At 71.3% G+C, this 23,564-nt stretch carries 10 protein-coding genes, 6 tRNA genes and 1 pseudogene; 13 read left to right on the forward strand and 4 right to left on the reverse strand.

Annotated elements, in window-relative coordinates:
- Window positions 1-10 precede the first annotated feature (10 nt).
- Window positions 11-3,649, reverse strand: coding sequence for a BREX-2 system adenine-specific DNA-methyltransferase PglX (gene pglX, locus HNR21_RS19395; protein WP_182706311.1), 3,639 nt, complete (start codon window positions 3,647-3,649; stop codon window positions 11-13).
- Window positions 3,646-7,896, reverse strand: coding sequence for a BREX system serine/threonine kinase PglW (gene pglW / locus HNR21_RS19400; RefSeq protein ID WP_182706312.1), 4,251 nt, complete (start codon window positions 7,894-7,896; stop codon window positions 3,646-3,648). Before pglW ends, pglX begins: the two co-directional genes overlap by 4 nt.
- A gap of 173 nt (window positions 7,897-8,069) precedes the next feature.
- Between pglW and HNR21_RS19405 the strand changes: the two genes are divergently transcribed.
- From HNR21_RS19405 to HNR21_RS19430, 6 genes are read left to right on the forward strand one after another with little or no spacing between them, the layout of a single operon-like run.
- Window positions 8,070-9,842 (forward strand): DUF262 domain-containing protein, encoded by a 1,773-nt coding sequence (locus HNR21_RS19405; RefSeq protein ID WP_182706313.1) that lies wholly within the window; start codon window positions 8,070-8,072, stop codon window positions 9,840-9,842.
- On the forward strand, window positions 9,839-10,834 hold the full coding sequence (locus tag HNR21_RS36400) for a CBS domain-containing protein (protein WP_182706314.1): 996 nt from the start codon (window positions 9,839-9,841) through the stop codon (window positions 10,832-10,834). Before HNR21_RS19405 ends, HNR21_RS36400 begins: the two co-directional genes overlap by 4 nt.
- Window positions 10,835-10,853: 19 nt before the next feature.
- Window positions 10,854-12,395 (forward strand): TIGR02677 family protein, encoded by a 1,542-nt coding sequence (locus HNR21_RS19415; RefSeq protein WP_220500215.1) that lies wholly within the window; start codon window positions 10,854-10,856, stop codon window positions 12,393-12,395.
- On the forward strand, window positions 12,392-13,582 hold the full coding sequence (locus tag HNR21_RS19420; RefSeq protein WP_182706315.1) for a TIGR02678 family protein: 1,191 nt from the start codon (window positions 12,392-12,394) through the stop codon (window positions 13,580-13,582). The genes HNR21_RS19415 and HNR21_RS19420 overlap by 4 nt, the downstream gene beginning before the upstream one ends.
- Window positions 13,579-17,586, forward strand: a complete 4,008-nt coding sequence (locus HNR21_RS19425; RefSeq protein WP_182706316.1) for a TIGR02680 family protein — start codon at window positions 13,579-13,581, stop codon at window positions 17,584-17,586. Before HNR21_RS19420 ends, HNR21_RS19425 begins: the two co-directional genes overlap by 4 nt.
- Window positions 17,583-18,785 (forward strand): TIGR02679 family protein, encoded by a 1,203-nt coding sequence (locus tag HNR21_RS19430; RefSeq protein ID WP_182706317.1) that lies wholly within the window; start codon window positions 17,583-17,585, stop codon window positions 18,783-18,785. Before HNR21_RS19425 ends, HNR21_RS19430 begins: the two co-directional genes overlap by 4 nt.
- An 84-nt stretch (window positions 18,786-18,869) precedes the next feature.
- Here the strand turns inward: HNR21_RS19430 and HNR21_RS19435 are convergent, their stop codons facing one another.
- Window positions 18,870-20,231 (reverse strand): rhodanese-like domain-containing protein, encoded by a 1,362-nt coding sequence (locus HNR21_RS19435; RefSeq protein ID WP_182706318.1) that lies wholly within the window; start codon window positions 20,229-20,231, stop codon window positions 18,870-18,872.
- 191 nt (window positions 20,232-20,422) lie between these two features.
- Window positions 20,423-21,184, reverse strand: coding sequence for an SIR2 family NAD-dependent protein deacylase (locus HNR21_RS19440; RefSeq protein ID WP_182706319.1), 762 nt, complete (start codon window positions 21,182-21,184; stop codon window positions 20,423-20,425).
- Window positions 21,185-21,803: 619 nt separating this feature from the next.
- Here HNR21_RS19440 and HNR21_RS19445 point away from each other — a divergent pair.
- The 7 genes and pseudogenes from HNR21_RS19445 to HNR21_RS36650 all read left to right on the forward strand — a co-directional run.
- Window positions 21,804-21,876: transfer RNA gene (locus HNR21_RS19445), tRNA-Gln, on the forward strand.
- Window positions 21,877-21,881: 5 nt separating this feature from the next.
- Window positions 21,882-21,960 (forward strand) — tRNA-Met (locus tag HNR21_RS19450).
- A 12-nt stretch (window positions 21,961-21,972) separates the two neighbouring features.
- A tRNA-Asn gene (locus tag HNR21_RS19455) sits at window positions 21,973-22,045 on the forward strand.
- Between the two features lie 42 nt (window positions 22,046-22,087).
- Window positions 22,088-22,160: transfer RNA gene (locus HNR21_RS19460), tRNA-Arg, on the forward strand.
- 53 nt (window positions 22,161-22,213) lie between these two features.
- Window positions 22,214-22,286: transfer RNA gene (locus HNR21_RS19465), tRNA-Val, on the forward strand.
- Between the two features lie 51 nt (window positions 22,287-22,337).
- A tRNA-Arg gene (locus HNR21_RS19470) sits at window positions 22,338-22,411 on the forward strand.
- Window positions 22,412-22,684: 273 nt separating this feature from the next.
- A pseudogene (locus HNR21_RS36650) lies at window positions 22,685-23,473 on the forward strand (MFS transporter); the annotation flags it as partial.
- Between the last annotated feature and the right edge of the window lie 91 nt (window positions 23,474-23,564).

Raw genomic sequence — 23,564 nt, forward strand, 5'->3', positions numbered from 1 at the left:
GGCCCGACGCCTACTTCTTCCGGCCGCCCCTCTTCTTGGGAGGCCGCCACCCCTTCAGGTCTTCGAAGGAGAGCCCATGCCGCCGCATGTGCTCTTCGAGAACGCTGTCGTAGGCGTCGGCCGGGCTCATCCCGAACGCCGGATCGACCTCCCCATGCCACTGCCGCACCCAGGGCATCACCTCGGCGAGCCCCGCGATCAGCGGAACAAGCCGCTCCTTGTCCCACCCGTCCCGAGAAGTCCGCTCCTCGATCAGCACTGCGAGCGCATGAGCCTGCTGCCGGTGGTCCCACCCGGCCCACCCGAGCAGCAACGACCCGTCACCGTCCGGACTCCCACCCGGATACGAGATGAACCGCTCCTTGGGAACGTCCAGCTTCCCCCGATTGGACCAGTACGACCCCTTGATGAAGTCACCGCTCACGTACTTGGGAGGCACCGGAATGTCCAACCGCTCCCCGGTCGCGTCCTCCTGACGCTGCAACTCCCAGGTCTTCTCCCACTGCTCCCGCTTCCGCAGCCCGCTGTCCTTGTAGCGAAGCGCGGCAAGGAACGGCACATGCTCCCCATCGATGATCTCGGCGAGCACCTTCACCGGCTCGGCGTCGTCCCCCGCGTACAACCGCAGCACCGACTGGAAGTCCTCATCGTCCCGCAGCCGGTCCGCCAGCCGAGCCACCGTCATCACCCGAGGCTGCCGGACCCCCGAGTCATCAAGCTGGAACCACAGCCCCTCGTCCTCACACCGATCCAGCAGCCATTCCCGGAGAGCCTTCTCGACCTTCTTGTCCCAAGGCTCCGAAGCCCACCGCCGCTTGTACTCCGGCCGCTCGATCAGCCCGATCGTCTTGGGCCGCCGCTCGATGACCTCGATCCGCTTCTCAACGACCCGCCGGTACTCCTCCGGCCAGTGTGAGGGCACCTCGGTGATCGGTGTGGACCCGTGCCGCGCGAACCACTGCGTCTCCGTCTCCCCCGCAGCCACCTTCCGCGCCAACACGATCTCGAAGGCCCGTTCCCCCAACCGGACCTCCGGCACCGCTTCCGGATCAGCCACCAACTCGGCGGCCTCCTCGTCGGTCAGCAGCCCGTACAGCCGGTAGACCTCCCAGTCCAACTCCTCCTGCAGGGCAATCATTCGCTCTCGCAATTCTGCATATTGTTGTTGATCGCCTTCGATTGTTGCCGCAGTGGGAACCGCTCGTTTGCATGTCTGTGACGGCTCAAACGCGGCTGCCTGCTGTGCCAGATTGTTGAGTTGCCTCGCGTAACTTGCTGGAAGTTGTTGGGGTAGGGGAAAGTCTAGCAACTTAGTGCTTGTGAACTCGTAGAACCGTTCCCACTCCTGTGACTTGAAGCCTTCATTTACTCCTTGTGCCCCCTTGTCGTGGCTGACCATCTTGAGCCAAAAGCATGCGGCAGAGCTATTGAGGGCTCCAAGTATGCCGAGGTGAGTGCTCTCGTCGGTGTTCGTTGGTAGCTTGATCACTGGAGCAGTTCGTATGAACGCCCGCCCATCTGTCCGCAAGGAGAAATGGGGATGAGTGGCTACGAAGGAGAATGCAATGAGGAACTTGGAGGAAGTCCTAGAGGGTGAGAAGCTTGAGTATTCGTACCACTGGAGTCCTTGTTCTTCCTGGGTACCTGAAAGCGCTTTTCGGTTCTTAAGGGGGGTTCGTAGAGGCCAGAGTGCCCTCTCTTCTTTTGTTGATATCTCGGCCTTCAGTGTGGTCGGGTTGTAGGGGAATAGTGACAGTGTGCCGCCGTTAAAGCCCCAGTCGCGCACCATTTGTCCTTCTGTGAGCAGGCGGCAATGCTGTGGTTGGGCGCCTATTCGTCGAAGTGCACCAGCGCCACGCATGAAGGCGTCGTCTTCCCGGGTGACTAGGTTGAAGCCAATGCTGTCTACTGTGGAAGCTATAGTGCGACTGGTGCCGTCCTCTAGAAATTTACGTAGTTCCCCCAGTCCGCCGCCACCTAGGCTCCACGGATGATGTGTGAAACGTTCGCGAGGAAGATATGCGACGGTCACCCACGGATTGTTGGGATCCGGCTCCCTTATCTGGTTGACGATTGATCGCCAGACTTCGCCGTTCGCTGGATCGCTGGGTGGTGCGGGCTCGCCGCGGATACTGAGGACGGCGAGTACAGGGCGGTCGCGAGGCCACACGCGGCGTCCGATGAGGATGACAGTTGGTGTTCCATGGCCTGGAATGAATGCGCCAGACGCATCTATGACGTGTGTCAGCTCAATGGTGTGGAAGAACTCTTCGATGAGCTTCTTGCCGAACTCTCGCTTCATGAAGGAGTTGGCAGTGATCTGGCCGACGTAGCCTGATCCCTGCCTGTCCTGGCCGCCTCGGATTGCGAGTTGAAAGAATCGCTCAGCGAACGGTACAGACAGAGCGTACTGGCCAGAGCAGCTCTTATAAGCCTTGCGGTAATTCAGTTTTTCGTCGTTGTCTTTGACAGTAATGTAGGGTGGGTTGCCCACAACGACGTGGTAGCTGCCGACTCCGAGGATGTCGACGGACTTGGCGTATTCAAGTACGTCTTCTGTGGCGTAAAAGAACGGCCCGTCTTCTCCATCGAGTGTCCGTTGGATCATGCCGTAGGCATCGCGGCCGTGCAGCAGCGAGTCGCCGACCGCGATGTTGATCAGGAAGTCGGGGGAGTCCGCCAGACGGCGGACACCACCCGCGCGCATGCAGGCGATCAGCATCCGGAAACGGGCGATCGCCACCGCGAACGGGTTCTTGTCGACGCCGTGCACGCTGTACAGGCAGCGGTTGATCAGCACCCACCGGTCGGCGCCCGGCGCCCTGCGTTCCCACTCGGCCAGCAGCCGATGGAACGCCCCCAGCAGGAAGTGGCCCGAGCCGCAGGTCGGGTCGATCAGCCGCAGGCCCCGGGGCAGCTCCAGCTCCGGCGGGCACGCCTCCGGCGGTTCCGGGTCCAGACCGAACTCGTCGATCGCCTCCTTGAGCGTCAGGTCGAGGATGAACTCCTCCACGAACTCCGGCGTCTGGAGCAGCGCGTACGTCTTGCGGGCGTGGTCGGACAGGTCCTGGTACAGGTCGCCGAGGAACCGGGTGTCCCACTCCGGGTCGGTGAAGTCGTGGACCAACGCCACACCCTCATCGGTGGTGCGGGTGCGCCGCCAGAAGTCGATGAGCGCCTTGGCCGCCTCCAGCGACGGGGTGATCCGCCACATCGGGTTGTGCGCCTCGTCGAACAGGCGGCGGGCGACCGGCGACGCCTCGCCCATCGCCGCGAACCCCTCGGCGATCCACTCCCGGTCGGTCTTGGTGGCGTTCTCCGGCTGCTCGAAGAACACCCGCTGCCGGTCCTTGGCCTGCTCCAGCCGTTCCCCCGGACCCGCCAGGTACGGGTCGTCGATCAGCTCGTTGTCCTCGCAGAACCGCAGGAACACCGTGCCCAGCACCCACGCGACCGCCGCCTGGGTGACCCGCTCCTCCAGCCACGACTCGTAGACGGCCGCCGTCCGCGAACGCCGCTGCGCCTCCTTCCACTCGGCGCGCAGCGCGGCGTCGTAGTCCGCCACCTCGGCGGCCCGTTCGCGGAGATCGTTCTCCAGTGCCCGGACCTGGGGCCTCAGGTCGGCGAGCAGGGCGGCCGGGTCGATCACAAAGCCCTCCTGAGATCGGGACGTGCGAAGAAACCACTGGGGACGGTGAGCTGCTCATTCTCGCCCATCGCGCCGACGGGCAGGCGGTCCAGCGCCGCCTCCTGCCGCGGATCGGCCATCGGGCACAGCAGCCACAGCCCGTGCGGACGTTCGGCGGGGTCGCGGGCGGCGACCTTGAGGCGGGTCAGCAGGTCCATCCCGCCCTGGTAGCGGGTCAGCGGGGCGGCGTCGTGCAGCAGCACCGTGCCCTCGGCGGCGCGGACGCGGGCCTCCAGCCGTTCCCACACCGCCTCGACCAGACGGGCGAAGCCGGTGCGGGCGGCGGGGGAGGCGTCCGGCCGGTCGGCGGCCAGCACCGTCTCCCAGCGCGGCCTGCCGCGCTCCTCCACGATGCCCCGCAGCGTGGTGACGAACGCCTCGGTGACGTTCAGGCCGGTGACGCCCGGCAGGTCCGCCAGCACGGCCGGGGCGGCGGCGGCCTCGTCCAGCCACACCTTCACCGCCAGGAACCCGCCCTGCCCGGCCGCCCCCGCCAGCCGCCGCCGGGTCTCCTCGTCCGGGGTCGCGGCGGCCATCCGGGTGGCCGGGCCGGGAAGCTGCCGGCTGCCGAACGTGGTGAACCCGCCCCTGGTCGGCAGCACCAGCCGGCCGTCCACCGAATGCACCGTGGCGCCCAGCTCCTGACGCAGCAGGCCCAGCAGCTCCACCGAGTCGTCGGTCAGGTCCAGGTCGGGGAACCGGGCCAGCACCCGTTCCCGCAACATCTGCGGCGTGATGCCCGGCGGCCCGAGATAACTCGCCGCCTGCGCCAGCCGCAGCGCCTTGCGGGGGTCCAGATCACGCGGGTACAGCTCCAGCCGCGCCGTCATCGCCGCGTTCCGGGACGCGTCGGCCGCCAGCGACACCAGGTCCAGGTCCGACAGCGGCGGCATCCCCTCCGGGCGCGGCACCCCGGCCAGCGCCGCCCGCACCGCGGCGGGGCTCGGCAGCGGCGCCGCGTCCGGCAGGTCCACCAGCTCGTCGGCCCTGGCGCCCAGCGCCTCGGCGTAGTCCAGCAACTCCTCCTCGACCGGCGCGGTCGGGTCGCCCTCGGCCACCGCCGCGATCAGCACCCGGCCGCCGGCCCGGCGGCGCGCCAACCGCGGATTGTCCAGGTGCTCCTCGGTCTCCACCGCCGCCCGCAGGCACCCGGCCGCCAGCGCCCGCCGCGCCGCCCGGTCCTCCAGCAGCGAACCGCGGGCGGCCAGCAGCGCGGCGGCCAGCCGCCCGGCCTCCATCACCCGGCCGTGCGCCTGCAGGATCTCCAGCACGGTGGCGCGCAACGCGGTGACGGCCGGCACGTTCTTGGTCCAGCGGACCCGGGCGCTCGCCAGCGCCCTGGCCACCTGCGGCTGCGTCACGTTCCCCAGCGCCTTGGCGACCGCCGCCTGCGACGCCCAGGCCCCGGCGTCGGCGGTGCCGTCCGCGCCCGGCAGCGCCAGCACCGCACGGATGATCCGCACCTCGGTGCGGTTGCGGCCGACGTCCTTGGGAACGAGCTGCGCCGCGACCTCGTCCAGGCTCAGCAGCGCGGGATCGGTGTCCGGCGCCGCCGAACGTTCGGCCTGGGCGGCCGGGGCGGCGCGCTCGGCGACGGCGAGCTGCTGCCGCCACTCCCGCGCCCGCTTGACCAGCTCGTTGCGGGGACCGAGGCCCACGCCGCGCAGCCGCTGGATCCGCGCGGACGGGATCTTCACCAGTTCCCCGACCGTGGAGACCTCGAGCTGCTGCAACGCCGTCGACAGCGCGCGCGCCGTCAACCCCGCCAGGACCAGCGGCGTGTCGGCGGTCACGGTCTCGGCGGCCTGCTCGCGGGCCCGGTCGGGGTCGGCGGGCTGCCGGCGGACGGTCCGCGGCGTGGTCGCCGGCAGCTCCCGGTCCAGGTCCCGGAACACGTCCAGCCAGGCCAGCTCCATCTCCCTGAGCGAGCCGTGCCGCTGCGCCGCGTCCCGGTGCAGCGCCCTGCGGAAGAACGCCACCAGCCGGTCCCGCAGCAGCGGGTCGAAGCTGTCCTCGGCGAGCTGCGGCACCTGCTCGCTGGGATCCAGCAGCCGCGGCGCCGCCACCCCGTCGCCCCACGACGGCAGCTCGGCGCTCGCCATCTCGTGCAGCGTGACCGCCACCGCGTACCGTTCGGCCGCCGCGTCGTACACCGGGCGGCGGTCGGTGCCCAGGAACGGATCCAGGTACGGGGGAGTGCCCACCTCGATCGCCCGGTCGGTCGTCCCCGCCAGGGAGAAGTCGAACAGCACCAGCCGGCGGCCCTTCCTGGGCAGCTCCCGGATCGCCAGGTTGTCGGGCTTGATGTCGCGATGCCAGACCCCCTGCTCCTCCAAGAAGCCGACCGCCTGGAACAGGTTCTGGCCCAGCGCCGCCAGCTCGTCGATCGTCAGCCGGCCCTGGGCGCGCAGGTACTGCGCCAGGGTCTGCTGCCCGGCCCGTTCCAGCACCAGCGCCCAGCGGGGGCCGATCTTGACCGGCACCTCCTCGAGCAGCTTGACGATCAGGTGCGACTCGACCCGGCGGAGCTGCGCGGCCTCGTGCTCCAGGCGTTCACGGCCGGACTCGTTGAGGGCGACCTTCCAGACCCGTTCCTGACCGTCCTTGCTCACCAGCAGCGCGCGGGCGGTGGAGCCCTTGCCGAGGATGCGGGTGACCTCCCAGCCGTCCACCACCGTGCCGCGGGGGGCGTCCAGCAGATCGGGGGTCTCCGTCCCGGCGGGGGCGGCGACCTCCTGCTCCACCAGCTCGAAGAAGTCCAGGAACGCGCGCACCGACTCGTACCGGTCCACCGGCTGGACCTGGGTGGCGTTCTGGACGAGCTGGTCCATGGAGGGGCTGATGTCGTCGCACACCGCCGAGGGCACCAGTGACTGGTGCTCGGCCAGCCACGTGTGCAGCTCCGAACGGGTCTGTGCCGGGGGCCTGCCCGTCAGGACGAGGTGGGTGAGGGCGCCCAGCCCGAACACGTCGAGCTGCACCCCCTCGGCGTCCGGGTTGCCGAACTCCGGCGCCAGGTAGGGGCCGGCCGACCCCTCCACGTGCGCGCCCAGCGACGTGAACGTGGTCGACCCGGGCCGTCCCGACGAGCCCGACGACGGGCGAGCCGACACCTGCCAGTCGCAGATCCGCAGCCTCGGGTACCGGCCGTCCATCTCCACGTAGACGCTGCGGGCGGCCAGCGCCCGGTGGTACAGGTGCCGCCGGTGCGCGTGGTCCAGCGCCTCGGCGAGCTGCCGTACCATCTCCACCCGCGTCTCGATCGGCAGGTCGCCCGAGTGCTCGGCGATGAAGTGGTCCAGCCGCCGCCAGTCGGCGCCGTGCCGGAAGATGACCGCCGGGCCCGCCTCGTGCTCGTCACTGAACTGCTCGGCCGCCGCGATGCCCTCGTGCGCGATGCCCTGCAACGCCAGGTACTCCCGGCGGGCGGCGCGGCGGACGGACTCCCGTTCCTCCCTGGTGGCGCGCAGCTCCGACAGGTAGATCCGGATCCGGCGGGGCCGGTCGCCGGGCAGGGCGGGGTTGGTGGCGAGATAGTCCTCCCAGGTGGGACCCGCGTCGAACGCCCGGGGCTCCAGCTCGAAGGGGCCGATCCTGCGGTGCTTGCGCAGGCCCGAGATGCCGATCTTGGTCAGCAGGCGGTGGAGCTGCCTGGACGTCGCAGGCTCGACCATGTCGCGGACGTTGCGCGGCGGGCGGCCCAGCAGCCCCGTCCAGATGCCCGGCAGGCCGGTGCGGTCCTCCAGCCCGTCCCGGCCGTAGACGTTGGTCTTCTGCACGTCGTCGAACGCGCACACCAGATCCGGCGCCGACAGGAAGATCGCCGGGCGGATGTAGGGGATGCGCACGGTGCGCGGCAGCCCCAGCTCGTCGCGCGCCCACTCCAACTGCTCACGGAGCTGCTTGCACTTGAGATTGGTCAGGTAGAGCGGGTTCTCCAGGGTGCGGGTGCGGTCCTCGCCGTGGAAGATCCAGGTGGAGCCGCTGTTGGTGGCCCGGCCCGGATGGCTCTTGATCTCCACCAGGAACAGGCCGGCGCGGGTGGCGATCAGCAGGTCCACCTGGTGGACGTGGCCGGACTTGGCGGTGAAGTCGAACGACTGCCAGGCCCGGTACGGCTCGACCTGCGGCATCCGCTCCCGGATGTGGGCGAGCGCCTCCTCCTCCCACGGGAAATCCGACCGAGGCCCCCACCACCGGTTGGTCAACCCGGCTCCCCCTCTGCTCCTGCTGCTCAGTGGCAGAGGACAGCTTACGGCGGACGGCCCCCGTTTGCGGCCCGTATGTGTCAGACGGTTCCCGTGAAAATGTAGTACACGGGACGTGTGCGGCGGGTAGCGTTTCGACCGGTGCTCTGACCGCTGGTATGGGGAGGAACAGCGTGGCACTTGACAGCTGGCCGCTCAGGGAAGTCCTCGACGATGTCGCCACAGGTCACATCCAGCTTCCCGACTTCCAGCGGGAATGGAAATGGGACGACGAGCGCATCGTGTCGATCCTCGCCACGGTGACCATGAACTATCCCATGGGCGTGATCATGACGCTGGAGACCGGAGGTCCGGGGGGAGAGTTCAAGGCACGGCCCGTGGCGGGGGTGGAGGTTCTGGACGGCCGTAAACCGGGGCAGTTGCTGCTGGACGGCCAGCAGCGGATGACCTCGCTGTACCAGGCGCTGCGGTCCGGTCGGCCGGTGGACACCGAGGATCAGCGAGGCGACAAGCTGCGGCAGTGGTACTACATCGAGATCGCCAAGGCCATCGACCCCAAGGCTGACCGGGAGAGCGCCATCCGGTCGGTTCCGGAAAGCAAGATCATTCCTGCTCGGGGCAAGCGGCCGGGGCTGGACCTGACCACCCGCGAACTGGAGTGCGAGCAGGGCTTCTTTCCGCTTCACCTGGTGTTCGACAGTGACGAGACAGAAGACTGGCAGTGGATATACAACAACTCCGGAGGCCCTGAGCGGCGGGAAGCGTGGAAAGCGTTCCGCAAAGCGGTGCTGGAGAACGTGATCGGCTACGCCGTTCCCATGATCAGGCTGGAGAAGCGCACCCCCAAGGTGGCCGTGTGCACGGTGTTCGAGAAGGTCAACACGGGTGGTGTCGCGCTCAACGTGTTCGAGCTGCTCACCGCGTCGTTCGCCGGTGACTCCAGCTACAGCACCGCGCATGGCGAGGACTTCCACCTGCCCAAGGACTGGGCGGACACCAAGGCCCGGCTGTCGGCCGCCTACCCCGTGCTCAGCAGCCTGGAGAGCACCGACTTCCTGCAGGCCGTGTGCCTGGCCGCCACGTACCACAAGGACGGTGCGGCGGTCAGTTGCAAGCGACGGGACATGCTGGAACTCAAGCTCGACGAGTACCTCAAGTGGGCGCCCGAGATCGCCGACGCGTTGCAGTGGGCCGGTGGGTTCCTGGCGGACCAGTGCGTCTACTACCCCGAGGGCCTGCCGTACCGGACGCAGCTCCCGCCGCTGGCGGCCATCCGCACCATCCTGGGCGCCGAGACCGACACCCCCGAGGCCCGTGCCAAGCTCGCCCGCTGGTACTGGTGCGGCGTGTTCGGCGAACAGTACGGCGGCACCGCCGACAGCCGCTTCCCCCGCGACGTCGAGCAGGTCACCGCCTGGCTCCGTGGTGGCGAGGAACCCGACTCGGTGCAGGAGGCGCGCTTCGTCGTCCGGCGGCTGCTCAGCATGACCAGCCGGGTCAGCGCCGCCTACAAGGGCGTGTTCGCCCTGCTGCTCCAGCAGGGCTGCACCGACTGGTACTACAACGACAAGCCGCTCACCTCCGAGCAGATCGCCGACTACAAGGTCGACATCTACCGCGTCTTCCCGACTCAGTGGTGCAAGAAGAACGGCATCGACTCCTCGCGTTGCGACAGCGTCGTCAACAAGACCCTGTTGTCCTACCGAGCCGCCAAGGCGATCGGCACCCGCTCGCCGGCGGTCGGCCTCAAGGCGCTGGAGCGGGAGACCGGCATCCGGCCCAACTGGCTCGACGACGTCGTCGTCACGCACTTCATCGATCCGCAGGCGGTGCGGGCGTCCGACTTCGACGCCTTCTTCGAGGCCCGCAAGGAGGAACTGGTGCGGCTGATCGAACGCGCCATGGGCCAGCGCGCCGTTCGCAACGAGGCGGAGGGACTGGTGTGAAGGACTCGGCACGCGCGTTCCTGGAGGACGTCGCCAAGCGCGTTCCCGCCGAGCAGGTGGAGATCACCGTCCGGGAACTGCTGGGTCATTGGGGACACACCCCGCCGCGCAACTACACGATCATCGACGAAATCGAGCGCGACCTCGCCGAGTACGGCCTGACCACCGTCCCCGACCTCGCCGACGCGGGCCTGCGCGTGCGGATCGTCGCGGCCGTCACCGAGCAGGCCCCGCCGCAGGACGGGCCGGCGGTCGAGGACGAAGAGGCACCGGTCCGGGTGTCGCTGTCGGTGGGGGACCTGCGCAGCGCCCGCGCCGGTGTGCAGTGCGTCGGTCTCGACGACACCCTCGACCACGCCGAGACGCTGATGCTCTGCGACGACTACTCCCAGCTCGCCGTCGTCCAGGACGGGCGGCTGCACGGCGCCGTCACCTGGAAGTCCGTCCGGTTCGCCATGGGGCGCGGAGAGCAGAAGGTGCGCGCCGCCCACGACCCCCGCCCGACGACCGCCCGTCTCGACGAGGACCTGCTCGCCGTGACGCGACGCATGGAGCCGTCGGGGTTCGCACTGGTCAAGGACGATGCGGACGCGCTGGTCGGGATCATCACCCGGGCGGACCTGGCCGACCAGTTCGTCGACGTCGCCCACCCCTTCGTGCTGATCAACGAGATCGAGCAGCGGATGCGCCACCTGGTCGACCGGATCTGCACGCTGGAGGAGATCCGGGCCAAGGCGCGCTACCCGAACAAGACCAACGGGGTGCACGACCTGATGTTCGGGGACTACAAGAAGATCTTCGAAGATCCCGACCTGTTCAGCCGCTGCGGCTGGGCGGGCATCGCCCGGTCGGCCTTCGTCGACAAACTCGACCGGGTCCGCGTGATCCGCAACGAGGCCACCCACTTCCGGCCCGAAGGCATCCGGGACGAGCAGACCCAGGCGCTGAAGTCCTTCATCGAATTTCTCAAGGGCATGGACCGGATCGGCTGAGATACACCCGGGAGGGACGATGGCGGGGCCGCCGCGGATTCCGCGGGACATGTTCCGGTTCTCCACCACGGAGAACGCCGACCTGCACAGCGCGACGCTGCACGCCTTCGGGGAGGCGAACGAGCGGCTGGAGACGGCGCTGACGTTCGACCAGGTGCGGGAGCGGCTGCGGACGGTCGGGTACCACGCCCCGCTGGGAGACGGGGAGCTGAACCGGGCACTGGAACAACTGGTGACCTGGGGCCTGCTCGACGCCGTGCAGAACCACGCCGGCAGCTATGCGACCGCCGAGGAGTACGAACGCAAGAACCTGCAGTACTCGCTGACCCGGCGGGGCGAGGCGGCGTTCGCGGGCGTGCAGCACGCGCTGGCGGTGCTGGCGTCGTCGGGCGCGTTGCAGACCGCAGTGCTCGACGCGATCGCCGACCGGCTGGCGGAACTGGCCGGACTGCTGGAGCAGGACGCGCCCACCGGCAACCGGCGGATCTTCACCACGCTGCACGAACTGGAAGGGCATCTGGACGCGCTGCGCAACAACACCAAGCAGTTCAACGGGGAACTGCACCGGCTGCTGCGGGCCGAAGGCGCCGACCTGGCGACGTTCCACGAGGTCAAGAGCGCGACGGTGGCCTACCTGCAGGAGTTCGTCACCGACCTGGACGCCCGGGCCGCCGCCATCGCGCACGCACTGGCGGCGGTCGAGGAGCACGGGGTGACCGTGGTGCACGACCGGGCGCTGGACGGGGCGGACCTGCCGCCGGTGCCAGGGGCCGACCCCGCGGCGAGCTGGCTGGCGGCACGGCGGGCCAAGTGGGAGGGGCTGCGGCTGTGGTTCCTTCCGCAGGACGGGGCCCAGCCCCGGGTCCGGCAACTGCACGATGTGGCGCGGCGGGCGATCGTGTCGCTGCTCCAGGTCCTCGACCGGATCGTGGAGTCACGGCGGCGAGCCTCCAGCGCCGCGGCCGACTTCCGGACCTTGGCGGGCTGGTTCGCGAACGCGCCGAGCGAGGAGGACGCCCACCGGCTGTGGGGTGTGGCGTTCGGACTGTATCCGGCACGGCACGCCCACCTCGCGCACGTCGATCCCGAGCCGATCCCGTCCACGGCGACCTGGGCCGAGAGCCCGCCGGTGGAGGTGTCGGCGCTGCTGCGGACCAGCGGCCGGACCGAGCGCGTCGGCCGCACCGCCAAGGTGCGCGACGTGGCGGCGCTCAAGGCCGAACGACGCGAACGCGCCCGCAGGGAACGCGCCGAACTGGAAGCCGCCTCACAGCGGTTGGCGACCGGCGGGCCGCTGCAGCTGTCGGCGTTCGAGGAACTGGACCACGACACGTTCCGGCGACTGCTGAGCCTCCTGGGCAGAGCGCTGGCCGCACCACCGAGCGGCGACGGGACGCGCCGGGCCGTCACCACGGACGGACGGATCGAAGTGAGCCTGGGACCGCCGCCCGACGACCGCATCGCCGAACTGCGCACCCCGCATGGCCGCTTCCAAGGCCCCGACTACCTGGTGGACATCCGCATCATCGCCGTCCCCGCCTCCAGGGAGGCCGAGGCGTGAGCACGTGGGCCAACCAGCTCGTCCGGGAGGAGAAGGACGAGATCGCCCGGGGCATCAGGCTGCTGCTCGGCAGGCCGCTGATCTCCCTGCACGACGACCCGGACGGGTTCGACCTGATCCGGCGACGGCGCGACATGCTCGTCAAATGGTTCGACTACAACTGCGGATGGCGGCTGCTGGTCGAACCCCGGCTGGGATACGCGCGGCTGGTCAAGGTCCGCGGCGACGCCGACCCGACCCGGCCGGCGCGCCGCCGCCGCAGCACCCGCGCCCCGTTCGACCGGCGCCGGTACACGCTGCTGTGCATGGTGGCGGCCGAGGCGCTGTCGGCACCGGTCACCACCATCGGCATGCTGGCCCAGCGGGTCGTGCAGGCCACCGCCGTCGACGACGCGATCCCCGCGTTCGACCCCGTGCGCGGGGAGGAGCGCGCCGCGTTCGTGGACGCGCTGCGGCTGCTGGAGCACTACGGCGCGATGACCGCCGTGGACGGTGCCACCGACGCCTACCTGGGCAGCGCCGAGGCCAAGGTCCTCTACCGGATCGACACCACCCGGCTGATGCGCCTGCTGGCCACCCCCGTCGCCCCGTCCAGGCTCGCCCCCACCGACTGGCCCGACCTGCGGGACCTCGTGGTGGAACCGCGCTATGGGATGGACGGCGCCGACGTCGAGGGCTCCGACACGCAGCGGCTGCTGTGGGCCCGGCATTCCCTGATCCGCCGGCTGCTGGACGACCCGGTGGTCTACCGCGACGAGCTGACCCCGGCGCAGGCGGCCTACGCCGCCTCGCTCACCGGCCGGAAGATCCTCCGCCAGGCAGCCGAGCAGGCAGGGTTCGAGCTGGAGGAACGCGCCGAGGGCTACCTGCTCGCCGACCCCGACGGGCTGGCCACCGACACGAAGTTCCCCGATGACGGCAGCCACGCCAAGGTCACCGCGCTGCTGCTGCTCGACCAGCTCACCCGGGCCCCCCTCGACACAGAGCACCTGGAACGCCATACGGCCGATCTGCTCGCCCGGTTCCCCCGGTGGGCGAAGGCGTACCAGTCCGAGGGCGGGCCGCGCCGGCTGGCCGACGACGCCGTGGCGGTGCTGTGCCGGTTCGGGTTGGCCCGCCGTGCCGGCGACACCGTGCACGCCCTGCCCGCCGCCCACCGCTACACCGTTCAGCGGGAGGAAGCATGACCGTCACCCCGCTCGTCCCGCGTTCGGCACAGGACACCGGCGCCGCCCGCTGGCGGCCGACGCGCGCCGGAATCCTCAACGTCTGGCGCTACTACGACGAGGTCTTCCAGTTCCACCGGGGACGGCTGCTGCTGCGCGGCCCCAACGGCAGCGGCAAGTCCAAGGTGCTGGAACTCCTCCTGCCGTATCTGCTGGACGCCAACCTCAAGCCCAGCCGGCTGTCCACGTTCGGCGGTTCCGAACGCACCATGCACTGGAATCTGATGGGCGACGGCCACATCGGCACCACCCGCGTCGGCTACCTGTGGCTGGAGTTCCACCACGCCGGTGAGGACCGCTGGCTGACCTGCGGTGTCCGGTTGCAGGCCACCTCCAACACCAAGAACGTCGGCACCACCTACTTCACCACCACCCAGCGTGTCGGACACGACCTGGAACTGACCGGAGAGGCGGGTCAACCCCTCACCCGCGACCGCCTGGCCAAGGCGATCGGACAGGCGGGGAAAGCCCACGAGACGGCCGACTCCTACCGCACCACCGTCCGGCAGATCCTCTACCGGGGCCTCAGCGAGCAGCGCTACGACTCCCTGCTCGCCTCGCTCCGCCAGCTCCGCACCCCCAAACTGTCCGAACGCCTGGACCCCGGCCTGCTGTCGACCCTGCTGTCCAGCGCCCTGCCCCCGCTCGACGAGGACGACATCCGCGAGATCGCCGAGGGCTTCGAACGCCTCGACCGCCAGCGCGAGGAACTGCAGGCCCTGGACGGGCACGTCGAGCAGGCCGAACGGCTCGCCGTCCGCCAGCGCACCTACGCCCAGCGCGTCCTCCGCGCCGCCGCAGCCGACCTCGTCTCCGCCACCACGACGATGAACGGCGTGACCACCACCGCCCGGCAGGCCCGCGAGGCGCAGGAAGCGGCCGCCCAGGAGCTGCGGCAGGTCAAGGAACAGATCGTCGAACACAACGAGCAGGCGGGCGTCCTGGAGGCGCGGATCGAGGCGCTTCGCGACACGGAGGCGTACCGGGCAGGCGCCGACCTGGCCAGACTCCGGCAGGACGTGGACAGGGCACGGCAGGAGGCCGAGACCCGGCGTCGCGCGGCCGAACGCGACGACACCGACGCACAGCGCACCCGGGAGGACGCCGACCGGGCGCGCGAGGATGCCGCCACCCGTCGCACGCTCGCCGCCCAAGCCGAACAGGAGGCCGCCCGCGCCGCGGACCGGGCCGGACTGCGGTCCGTGCACGACGAGTGCGCCGCAGCCCCGGAACGGGCCCGCACCCTGCTGCGCGCAGCCGTGCAGGCCCGCGAGGGGCAGATCGACGAGCTGAGCCGAGCCATCGGACGGCACCGGCAGGAGGTGGAACTCCGCGAGGAGGCCGAGGCCCGGCGCGACGCCTGCCAGGCCCGCCTGGACACCGCGACCGGACGGCTCACCGAGGCCCGCGCGGCCCATGCCGAACAGGTCCGGGCACTGGCCGACGCACTGGCGGAATGGGCGCGCGGGTGCCGGCTGCTCGGCCCGATCGACGCCGTGGCCCTCGCCGAGGCCGTCGAGAACCCCGACGAGTGCGAACAGATGATCTCCGACGCCCACGGCCAGGCCCGGGAACGCATCGGCACCACCGAGCACGAGCTGAAGGCCCGGCGGGAGGACGCGGCGTCACGACTGGCCGAACGTGAGGCCGAACGTGACCGGCTCACCCGGCAGGCCGTCCTGGAACCCGACCCGTCGCCCGGCAGGGGAGAGGGCCGTGGCACACGCCCCGGCGCCCCGCTATGGCGGCTGGTGGCGTTTCGCGACAGCCTCGACCCGGCTGGGCAGGCGGCGATCGAGGCCGCCCTGCATGCCGCCGGGCTGCTGGACGTGTGGGTGCTCCCGGACGGCGGGCTGCTGCCCGGCGAGCGCGACGCGTTCGCCGTCACCCTGCTCGCCCGCCCCGCCACCGGAGGCAACCTGGCCGACGTCCTGATGCCCGAGCCGGGCTCCGGTGTGCCCGCCGACGTCGTCCGTGATGTTCTCGCCGGGATCGCCTACGGTCCGACCGCCCTGGATGCCGACCACCCCGCCGCCGTGGGCGCGGACGGGACCTGGCGGCTGGCCTCGATGACGGGCCGCTGGACCAAGACGGAGCCGGCGTTCATCGGTGCGACCGCACGTGAGAGGGCGCGGCGCCGCCGCATCGAGGAGCTGACCGCCGAGATCGACGCCCTGACCGGCGAGTTGGCCGCCTGCGACACCGCGGCCGACGCGCTGGCGGCCGACCGCCGGGCGCTGCAGGACGAACTGCGTGCCCGGCCACCGCGTCGCCCTCTCGCGGAGGCCGCCCGCGAACTCGACAGTGCCGAGAACGCCGCCGCGCAAGCCCGCGACGCCCTCCAGGACGCCGTGGACCGGCTGCGCGGCCGGGAAAGGGCCGTGACCGCCGCGCTGCGCGCGCTCACCGACCTCGGCGCCGGGCACGGACTCCCCACTGACGAGACCGCCCTGGACGCCGTCCGTTCCGCCGTTCGCAACGCCCGCGACATCGGCATGTCCTGGATCGACCACCGTGACCGCGCCGACGCCGCCGAGCAGCGCGCCGCAGCCGCCGAGCAGACCGCCCGTGACTACGCCGCCAGGGCCGCCGACACCCGGCAGGAGGCCGCCGACGCGGCACAACACGCCGCCGAACTCGCCGAACGGCTCGCCACCATCGACGCCACCCTCGGAGCGGAACACCGCCACATCGCCGAGCGCGTGTCCCGAGCACAGTCCGAACTGTCCGCCTGCCGGCGCCGCATGGAGGATCTGCACCGCCGGGAACTCGAGCTGACCGGCCGGATCAGCGGCCTGCAGGCCAAGGCCGACGAGGTCGAACGCCGACGTGACGACGCCGTCGCCGCCCGCGACGCGGCCGCGGCGCGGTTCCGGCATCTGGTCTCGGGGCATCTGCCCGCAGACGCCGGGTTGCCGCCGGAGTCCGCGCCCGGTGACGGCGTGCGCGCGACTCTGGACACCGCCCGCGCCGTGGCCGCCGCGCTGGAGAAGACCCCGCACGAGCCCAAGAACCTCCGCGACGCCCAGGCCAGGCTCTCGGACACGTTCCACGACGTCCGGCAGGCACTGAGCGGCCGGGCCGACCTGGAACTGGTCCAGGACGAGGACGTGGTCGTGCTGACCGCGACCATGAACGGGGTGCGGGTCGGTGCCGCCGAGCTCAGCGCCGCCCTCCGGCGGGAGCGGGACCAACGTCGCGGTGACATCACCGACTCCGAACGCCGCCTGTTCGACCAGACCCTCGCCGGAGACACCAGGCGGCACCTGGCCGACCGGATCCGCCGGGCCGGTGAGCTGGTCGACGACATGAACCGGCGGCTGGAACGGGTCCGCACCGCCTCCAAGGTCGCCGTCCGCCTGGTCTGGCAGGTGGACCCGAAACAGAGCGCCGGCGTGCGGGCCGCCCGCGAGCTGTTGCTGCGCAACCCCGCCGACCTGACCGAGAGCGAACGGGATGCGCTGTACCGGTTCTTCCGCGACAGGGTGGAGGACGCCCGGGCGTCCGATGCCGCCGCCAGCTGGGAGGAACAGCTCATGCAGGTCCTGGACTACACCGCGTGGCACACGTTCACCGTCCGGCTGGACCGCGCCGACGGCAAAGGCTGGCAGGACCTCACCCGCAGGCTGCACGGCGCGCTGTCCGGCGGGGAGAAGGCCATCGCCCTGCACCTGCCGCTGTTCGCCGCCGTGGCCGCGCACTACCAGACCGACCCGGAATGCCCCCGGTTCATCCTGCTGGACGAAGTGTTCGTCGGGGTCGACACAGCCAACCGGGGGCAGGTGTTCGACCTGCTGGTCGACCTGGGCCTGGATCTGGTGCTCACCAGCGACCACGAATGGTGCGACTATCGGGAGCTGGACGGCATCGCCATCCATCAGCTCGTCACCGGAGACGGGGACGACGCCGTCACCACCGCCCGGTTTGTCTGGGACGGCCACCGCACCGTGCCGGCGGACTCATGACGGTTCCGGACCGGCTGCGGGAACCGGGGCTGCGGCCACTGTGGAAGGCCCTGCACAGGCGGTATCGGCGGACCACGTCCGTCCGGAGTGTGACCGTCAAGGACATGGACGAGGCGGAGCGGACCGCACTGGCCGAGTTGCTGGGCATGGACCGCTATCCGACCGCCACCTGCACCTTGCAGGTGGCGCGGCTGGAGACCCGGCTGGCGGAGATGGGAGCACCGGACGCGCGGACGGTCACCGAGACGATCGTCGGCCCGTTCACCGACCCGGTCGCCGACCGGCGCGACCGGGACACGCTGTGGGCCTGGCTGCGCGGTCACCCCGTCGTCGCCGCCGAACCGGCCCTGCTGGGCTGGGCCGCCGACACCGAACGGGCCGGGCTGGTGGGCGGATCCGTCCCCGCCACCCGCGCGCTGCTGGAACAGGCCCTTGCCGTCATCGCCGCGCTGCCCGCCGAGGCGACACCGCTGTCGGTCTTCGCCGGTGACATCGTCGGCGACACCCATGCTCTCGACGGCACCAGGCGCCTGGCCGGACTGGTGCTGCGCGCGCTGGCCGCCCTGTACGACGTGCCGCCGCCCAAGGACGCAGCCGAACGCCGGGACCTGTGGGAACGCGCCGGGATCGCCTGCGACGCCCTGTCGACCACCGTGCTGGTCGCCGGGTTCCGCCCGCGGACGTCCGGGCCGCTCGCCGAGACACTGCGGACCTGGGCCGACGCCGGACAGGCGGCCGTCATCACCCTGCGGCAACTGCAGGAGCCGCCCGCCCCCGGTCTGGGCGATGCCACGGTCTGGATCACCGAGAACCCCGCCGTCCTCGCCGTGGCGCTCCGGGACCTCGGGACCGCCTGCCCGCCCATGGTGTGCTCGTCCGGCTGGCCCAACAGCGCCGTCATCCGCCTGCTGCGGACCCTGCGGGACGCGGGCGCGCGGCTGCGTTACCACGGCGACTTCGACGGTGAGGGGCTGCGGATCGCCGCTTACCTGATGTCCAAGGTGGACGCCGAACCCTGGCGCATGTCCACCGCCGACTACCTGACAGCCCTCGACGGGACGGCGGCCCTGCCCGACCCCGGCAGGATCACCGAAGCGCCCTGGGATCCGGACCTGGCCGCCGCCCTGCGCACCCACCGGGCCGCCGTCGCCGAAGAACTGGTCGCCGACACTTTGATGGCCGACCTTGGTCAGCGGTAGGACTCGAAGAAGTCGTGGATGCCGCTCGGGAGGAGGTTAGGGGCAGCATCCTGGAGGCCAGGCCCGAGGTCGCCATCGGCGAGGTCACGGCCGGGAGCCACCCCTGACCTCGGCCGGAGCCTCTACGAGCCGTTCGGCCAGCTCGGGCACCCCCGCCCCCGACAGCACCACCGGCGCATGACCCCACGCGCGCAGCCGGGACGCGGCGATGGCGGAACGGCGGCCCGACGCGCACGCCACCAGGACCGGGCGCGTGGGATCCAGCCCCTTCGGCGGTCCCTTGACGAACAGGTCGGGCAGGAACCGCCGGAACGACCCCGGCACGACCCCCTCCTCGTACTCCGACGGCATCCGCACGTCCAGCACCTGAACGCCGGGCCGCCGCGCCACCCGTGCCGCCGCGTCCAGGCCGGCCACCCGGAACGAGACGGTCTCCATCCCGGTCAGGTCCGTCACCACCCCGGCCACCGCGTCCAGCCCGACCCGCGCCAGCTGGGTGACGGCCTCGGCCACGTCCTGCCCCCGCTCGGCGACCAGCACCAGTGGCGTCCTGTACGACAGCAGCCAGCCCGCCCAGGAGCCGAAGTCGTCGTCCAGCTCGATCCCCACCGACCCCGGCAGGAACCCGGCCGCCATCGCCCTCCGCGGCCGCATGTCCACCACCTGCACGTGCGCGGGCAGGCGGGAGGCGGCCAGCACCGGCACGTCCAGCGACGGCATCGGCGGCCCGCCCCGCACGTTCACCGGGCCCATGCGCCGGTAGAACGCCGGGATCGGCTGGGGATGCGCCAGCAGCCGCCGGGCGAACTCCTCCGGCGCCCGCACCGCCAGCAGCGGGTTGCCGTCCGCCTCCGCGCCGATCGTGGAGGTCGCCGGTCCCGGCTCGGACACCGTGCAGAACGACCCGCCGCCGTGGGTGGGCAGCACCAGCACGTCGCGCGGCAGGTCCGCCAGCCGGTGCAGCGAGCGGTGCTGCAGCCGGGCCAGGCTGCCGGCCCGCTCCTCGCCCAGCAGGTCCGTGCGCCCGGCCGCGCCCACCAGCAGGCTCCCGCCGGAGAACACCGCCACCGGCTCCCCGTCGATCAGCACCAGGTAGCTCGTGTGCTCCGGGGTGTGGCCGGGCGTGTGGACCGGCCGCAGCACCAGCCCCGCCTCGCCCCTGATGTCCTCCATGTGGAACGCCGGGATGTGCGGGTACGCGGGCGCGGCCCCGGCCGGCATCACCAGCTCCGCGCCCGTGCGGCGGGCCGCCTGCCAGGCTCCGGAGACGTAGTCGTTGTGCAGGTGGGTGTCGGCGACGAACCGCAGCGTCACGTCCCGTTCGGCCGCCGCGCCCAGGAACCGGTCGATGTCGCGCTGCGGATCCACCAGCACCCCGATGCCCTCGTGCACGAGCAGGTAGCTGGTGTCCCCGAGCCCTGGAGTCCGGAACGGCACGACGTCCATGCTCGCCCTCCTTCACCGGCGGCGGCCCTGGTCGGGCCGGGGTGAGGGACAGCCTTCCCGTTCTGCGCGGACATCCTCGCCCTCGTCCTCACCGGGCGCCGTCGCCCACGGCGCCGGAAGTCCGCCGGGTCGGGCCGTTCCCGGTGGCGGCCAGCCGGTCATCCCGGCGTACCGGCGGTGGCGTACGGACGCTATGCCGCGGCCGATCGCAGGGCGGCGCAGATCCGGGGGAGCGCGGTGCCGATGGGCTCGCGGACGATCTCGGTGGCCAGCTCGTCGTACGGGGTGGGGTCGCGGTTGACGATCACCAGCGTCGCCCCGCACTCCACGGCGGCGGCGCACAGCCCGGCGGCGGGCTCCACCGTCAGCGACGTGCCGACCGCCAGGAACAACTGGCTGTGCCGGGCGATGTTCTGCGCCAGCGACAGCACCTGCGAGTCGAGGAACTGGCCGAACATCACCACCGCGGGCTGCAGGGTGCCGCCGCACTTCAGGCAGGGCGGGTCGTCGGCGCCGGCCGCCACCCGTTCCAGCACCTGCGGCGTCGGCTCGGTGGCGCCGCACCGCAGGCAGCGCGCCGTCGCCAGGGTGCCGTGCAGCTCCAGCACCTTGCGCGGCGACGACCCCGCCCTTTGGTGCAGGCCGTCGACGTTCTGGGTGAGGATCCGCACCGCCGTGCCCGACGCCTCCAGCTCCGCCAGCGCCCGATGCGCGGCGTTCGGCTGCACGTCGGCCCGGTACAGGCCGCCGATGTGCCGCCAGTACCGCCGCCTGACCCCGGGATCGGCGACGAAGCGCTTGCGGGTGAAGATCTCGGCCAGCTCGGGGTCCCGGGTCCACACCCCCGACGGGCCGCGGTAGTCCGGGATGCCGGAGTCGGTGGAGATCCCGGCGCCGGTCAGCACGGCCACCCGGGAGACCCCGCGCACCCACGCGGGCGAGTTCCCATCCATGAGGGCCACGCTAGCCGCCGCGCCGATGCACGGCTATCGAATAACCGGGGGCTTTCTTCGACGGCCGCGCGGAAAAACCGTTGACCCCCTGTGCCGGGGAACGTACCTTGGTGGTCAAGTCATTGAGATATCCGAAGGGGTGACGACGTGAACAGGCGATTCGCCGCCAACGCGCAGCACATGTGCCGGCGCGTGATGCAGTGCGCCGAAGTCGCCCCGGGTGACGCCTCTGGATAGGGTGTTCCAGCCGTCCAGAGGCCGCTCCGGGAAACGCCCGGGGCGGCCTTTCGCATATAGGGCGACCGGTGGGCGCGGATTGGAATCCCGCCGTCCATCATGCGATGTCCCCACCTGCGGGTGGCGGGCTTGAACGGGTGCATCCCGCGTTGAGAACTCCATAGCGGACGACACATCCGGACCCGGGAACGACGTTTCCGGGCCGCTGCCGGCGCGCGGAACCGGCAGAGCCTGTGGGGCGGCGCGCCCACGACAGGCGATCGGGCCGATGGTGACAACGAAATCACGCCTGTGCCGCCGAGCATTCCCGCGATGCCCGGCGGATCGCGCGGTGGTCTTTCGAATGAAGGGAGGCGGACCCGGATGCCGCATCCCGTGCCGATGCTGGATGGTCTAACCGGTAGGACACCTGACTCTGAATCAGGACGGTGCAGGTTCGAATCCTGCTCCAGCAGCTCCGAGCGCAGTGGGGGAGTTCGGTCGTCCCCGCGGGTCTCATAAACCCGAGATCGCCGGTTCGAATCCGGCCTGCGCGACCAATCTTCCGGCGATCCGGTGTCGCCCAGCCGGTAGGGCAGCGGGCTGTTAACCCGTACGGCGCAGGTTCGAATCCTGCCACCGGAGCACATCACCCGGCGCCGCCGGTGCGCATCCGGCCGCGCCCGGACCCTCGTGGCTCAGCGGACAGAGCGCCCGTCTCCGAAGTGGGAGGCCGCCGGTTCGAATCCGGCCGAGGGTACGACATGCGGCGTTCACCCGCCCGGGCCCGGCCGGGTGGGCGGCGTTCCGCGATGACCGGTGGCTCAATCGGGAGAGCGGCTGCCCCACAAGCAGCAGGTCGCAGGTTCGAATCCGGTCCGGTCAACGCACACCGCCGCGCGGGCGGCGGCCTCCGGCCCCTGCCCGCGCACGCGATGCCCTCGTGGTCCAACCGGACAGGACACCGGCCTTCGAAGCCGGCGGGTGCAGGTTCGAGTCCTGCCGAGGGTGCCGTCAGATCATGGCGCGGGACCCGCCGGATGTGCCGTCCGCCGTGGAGACCGGCACAGGCGACCACCCCCCGGGGAGGTGCTGGCCGCCCGCAGGAGACACCACTGACCTGCGGCGATATCGATTCCGGTATCGGATGGATGTCGTCGGCGCTCTTGGACACGACGGCGGGTCGTCTGGTCTGATCGGGGCCCGTTCCCGATCAGCGAGGAGAGAGCCGGGCGTGAGCGAGCCGGTGCCCCAGGGCGCGCCGCAGGCGAGCGGGGGACGCGGATGAGCGGCGGCCCCGACCGCAGGGTCATCGCGGTCGTGGTGGGCGTGCAACTGGCCATCTCCCTGGGCTTCTGGGCGGTGATGGCGCACGTCGCGGTGCACCTGCGCGACGACCTCGGGCTGCTGGCCGGGACGATCTCGCTGGTCCTCGGGCTGCGCCCGGCCCTGCAGTACGTCCTGTACCTGCCGGTCGGCGCGGTCATCGGCCCGCTCGGCGCGGCGCGCGGCGGGGTGCTGGCGTGCGCGCTGCGCGCCGTGGGCTTCGCCCTGCTCGGCCTGGCCGAGGGGACGGCCGGTCTGGTCGCCGCCGCCGTCCTGCTCGGCGTGGGCGGCTCGCTGTTCCACGCCGCCGCCCAGACCCTCCTCGCCGGCGTCGCCCCGGAACTGCGGGCGCGCGGGTTCGCCGCCTACACGATCGTCGGCCAGGTCGCCGCCGTCGCCGGACCGCCCGCGGGGCTGCTGCTCCTGGGCGGAGGGTTCGGCCTCCTGTCGGGCGTCGCGGCGGGGGCGTGGGCGCTGGCGGCGATGCTGTTCCTGCTGCTGCGCGACCCGCCGGGCGAACGCGCGACCAGCCCGGCGGGCCTGGCGGGCCTGGCGGGCCTCGGCGGCCGGATGGCCCGCAGCGTGTCCGCCGTCCTGGCGGACCGGCCGTTCCTGCGGTTCTCGGTGACGATCGCGCCCTTCTCGCTGATGGTCACGCAGGTGATGACGTTCGTCCCGCTCACCGGCGCCGGCGCCGGCGGCACCACCCTCTACCTGTCGGTCCTGGCGGCCGTCGCCAGCGCCGTCCAGCCCTGGTGCGCCCGGGAACGCCGCGGCGAGGACCCGCGCGTGCTCGTCGCCGGCATGGTGTGCGCGGGCACCGGCTACCTGGTGCTGG

The sequence above is a fragment of the Thermomonospora cellulosilytica genome, from assembly GCF_014138835.1.
GTDB classification, from domain to species: domain Bacteria; phylum Actinomycetota; class Actinomycetes; order Streptosporangiales; family Streptosporangiaceae; genus Thermomonospora; species Thermomonospora amylolytica.

Bases quoted from the DNA above. Each gene is read 5' to 3' on its own strand.
- HNR21_RS19415 (WP_220500215.1), top strand. From the start codon at position 10,854: ATGGCGGGGCCGCCGCGGATTCCGCGGGACATGTTCCGGTTCTCCACC.
- HNR21_RS19425 (WP_182706316.1), top strand. From the start codon at position 13,579: ATGACCGTCACCCCGCTCGTCCCGCGTTCGGCACAGGACACCGGCGCC.
- HNR21_RS19430 (WP_182706317.1), top strand. From the start codon at position 17,583: ATGACGGTTCCGGACCGGCTGCGGGAACCGGGGCTGCGGCCACTGTGG.
- HNR21_RS19435 (WP_182706318.1), bottom strand. From the start codon at position 20,231: ATGGACGTCGTGCCGTTCCGGACTCCAGGGCTCGGGGACACCAGCTAC.
- HNR21_RS19440 (WP_182706319.1), bottom strand. From the start codon at position 21,184: ATGGATGGGAACTCGCCCGCGTGGGTGCGCGGGGTCTCCCGGGTGGCC.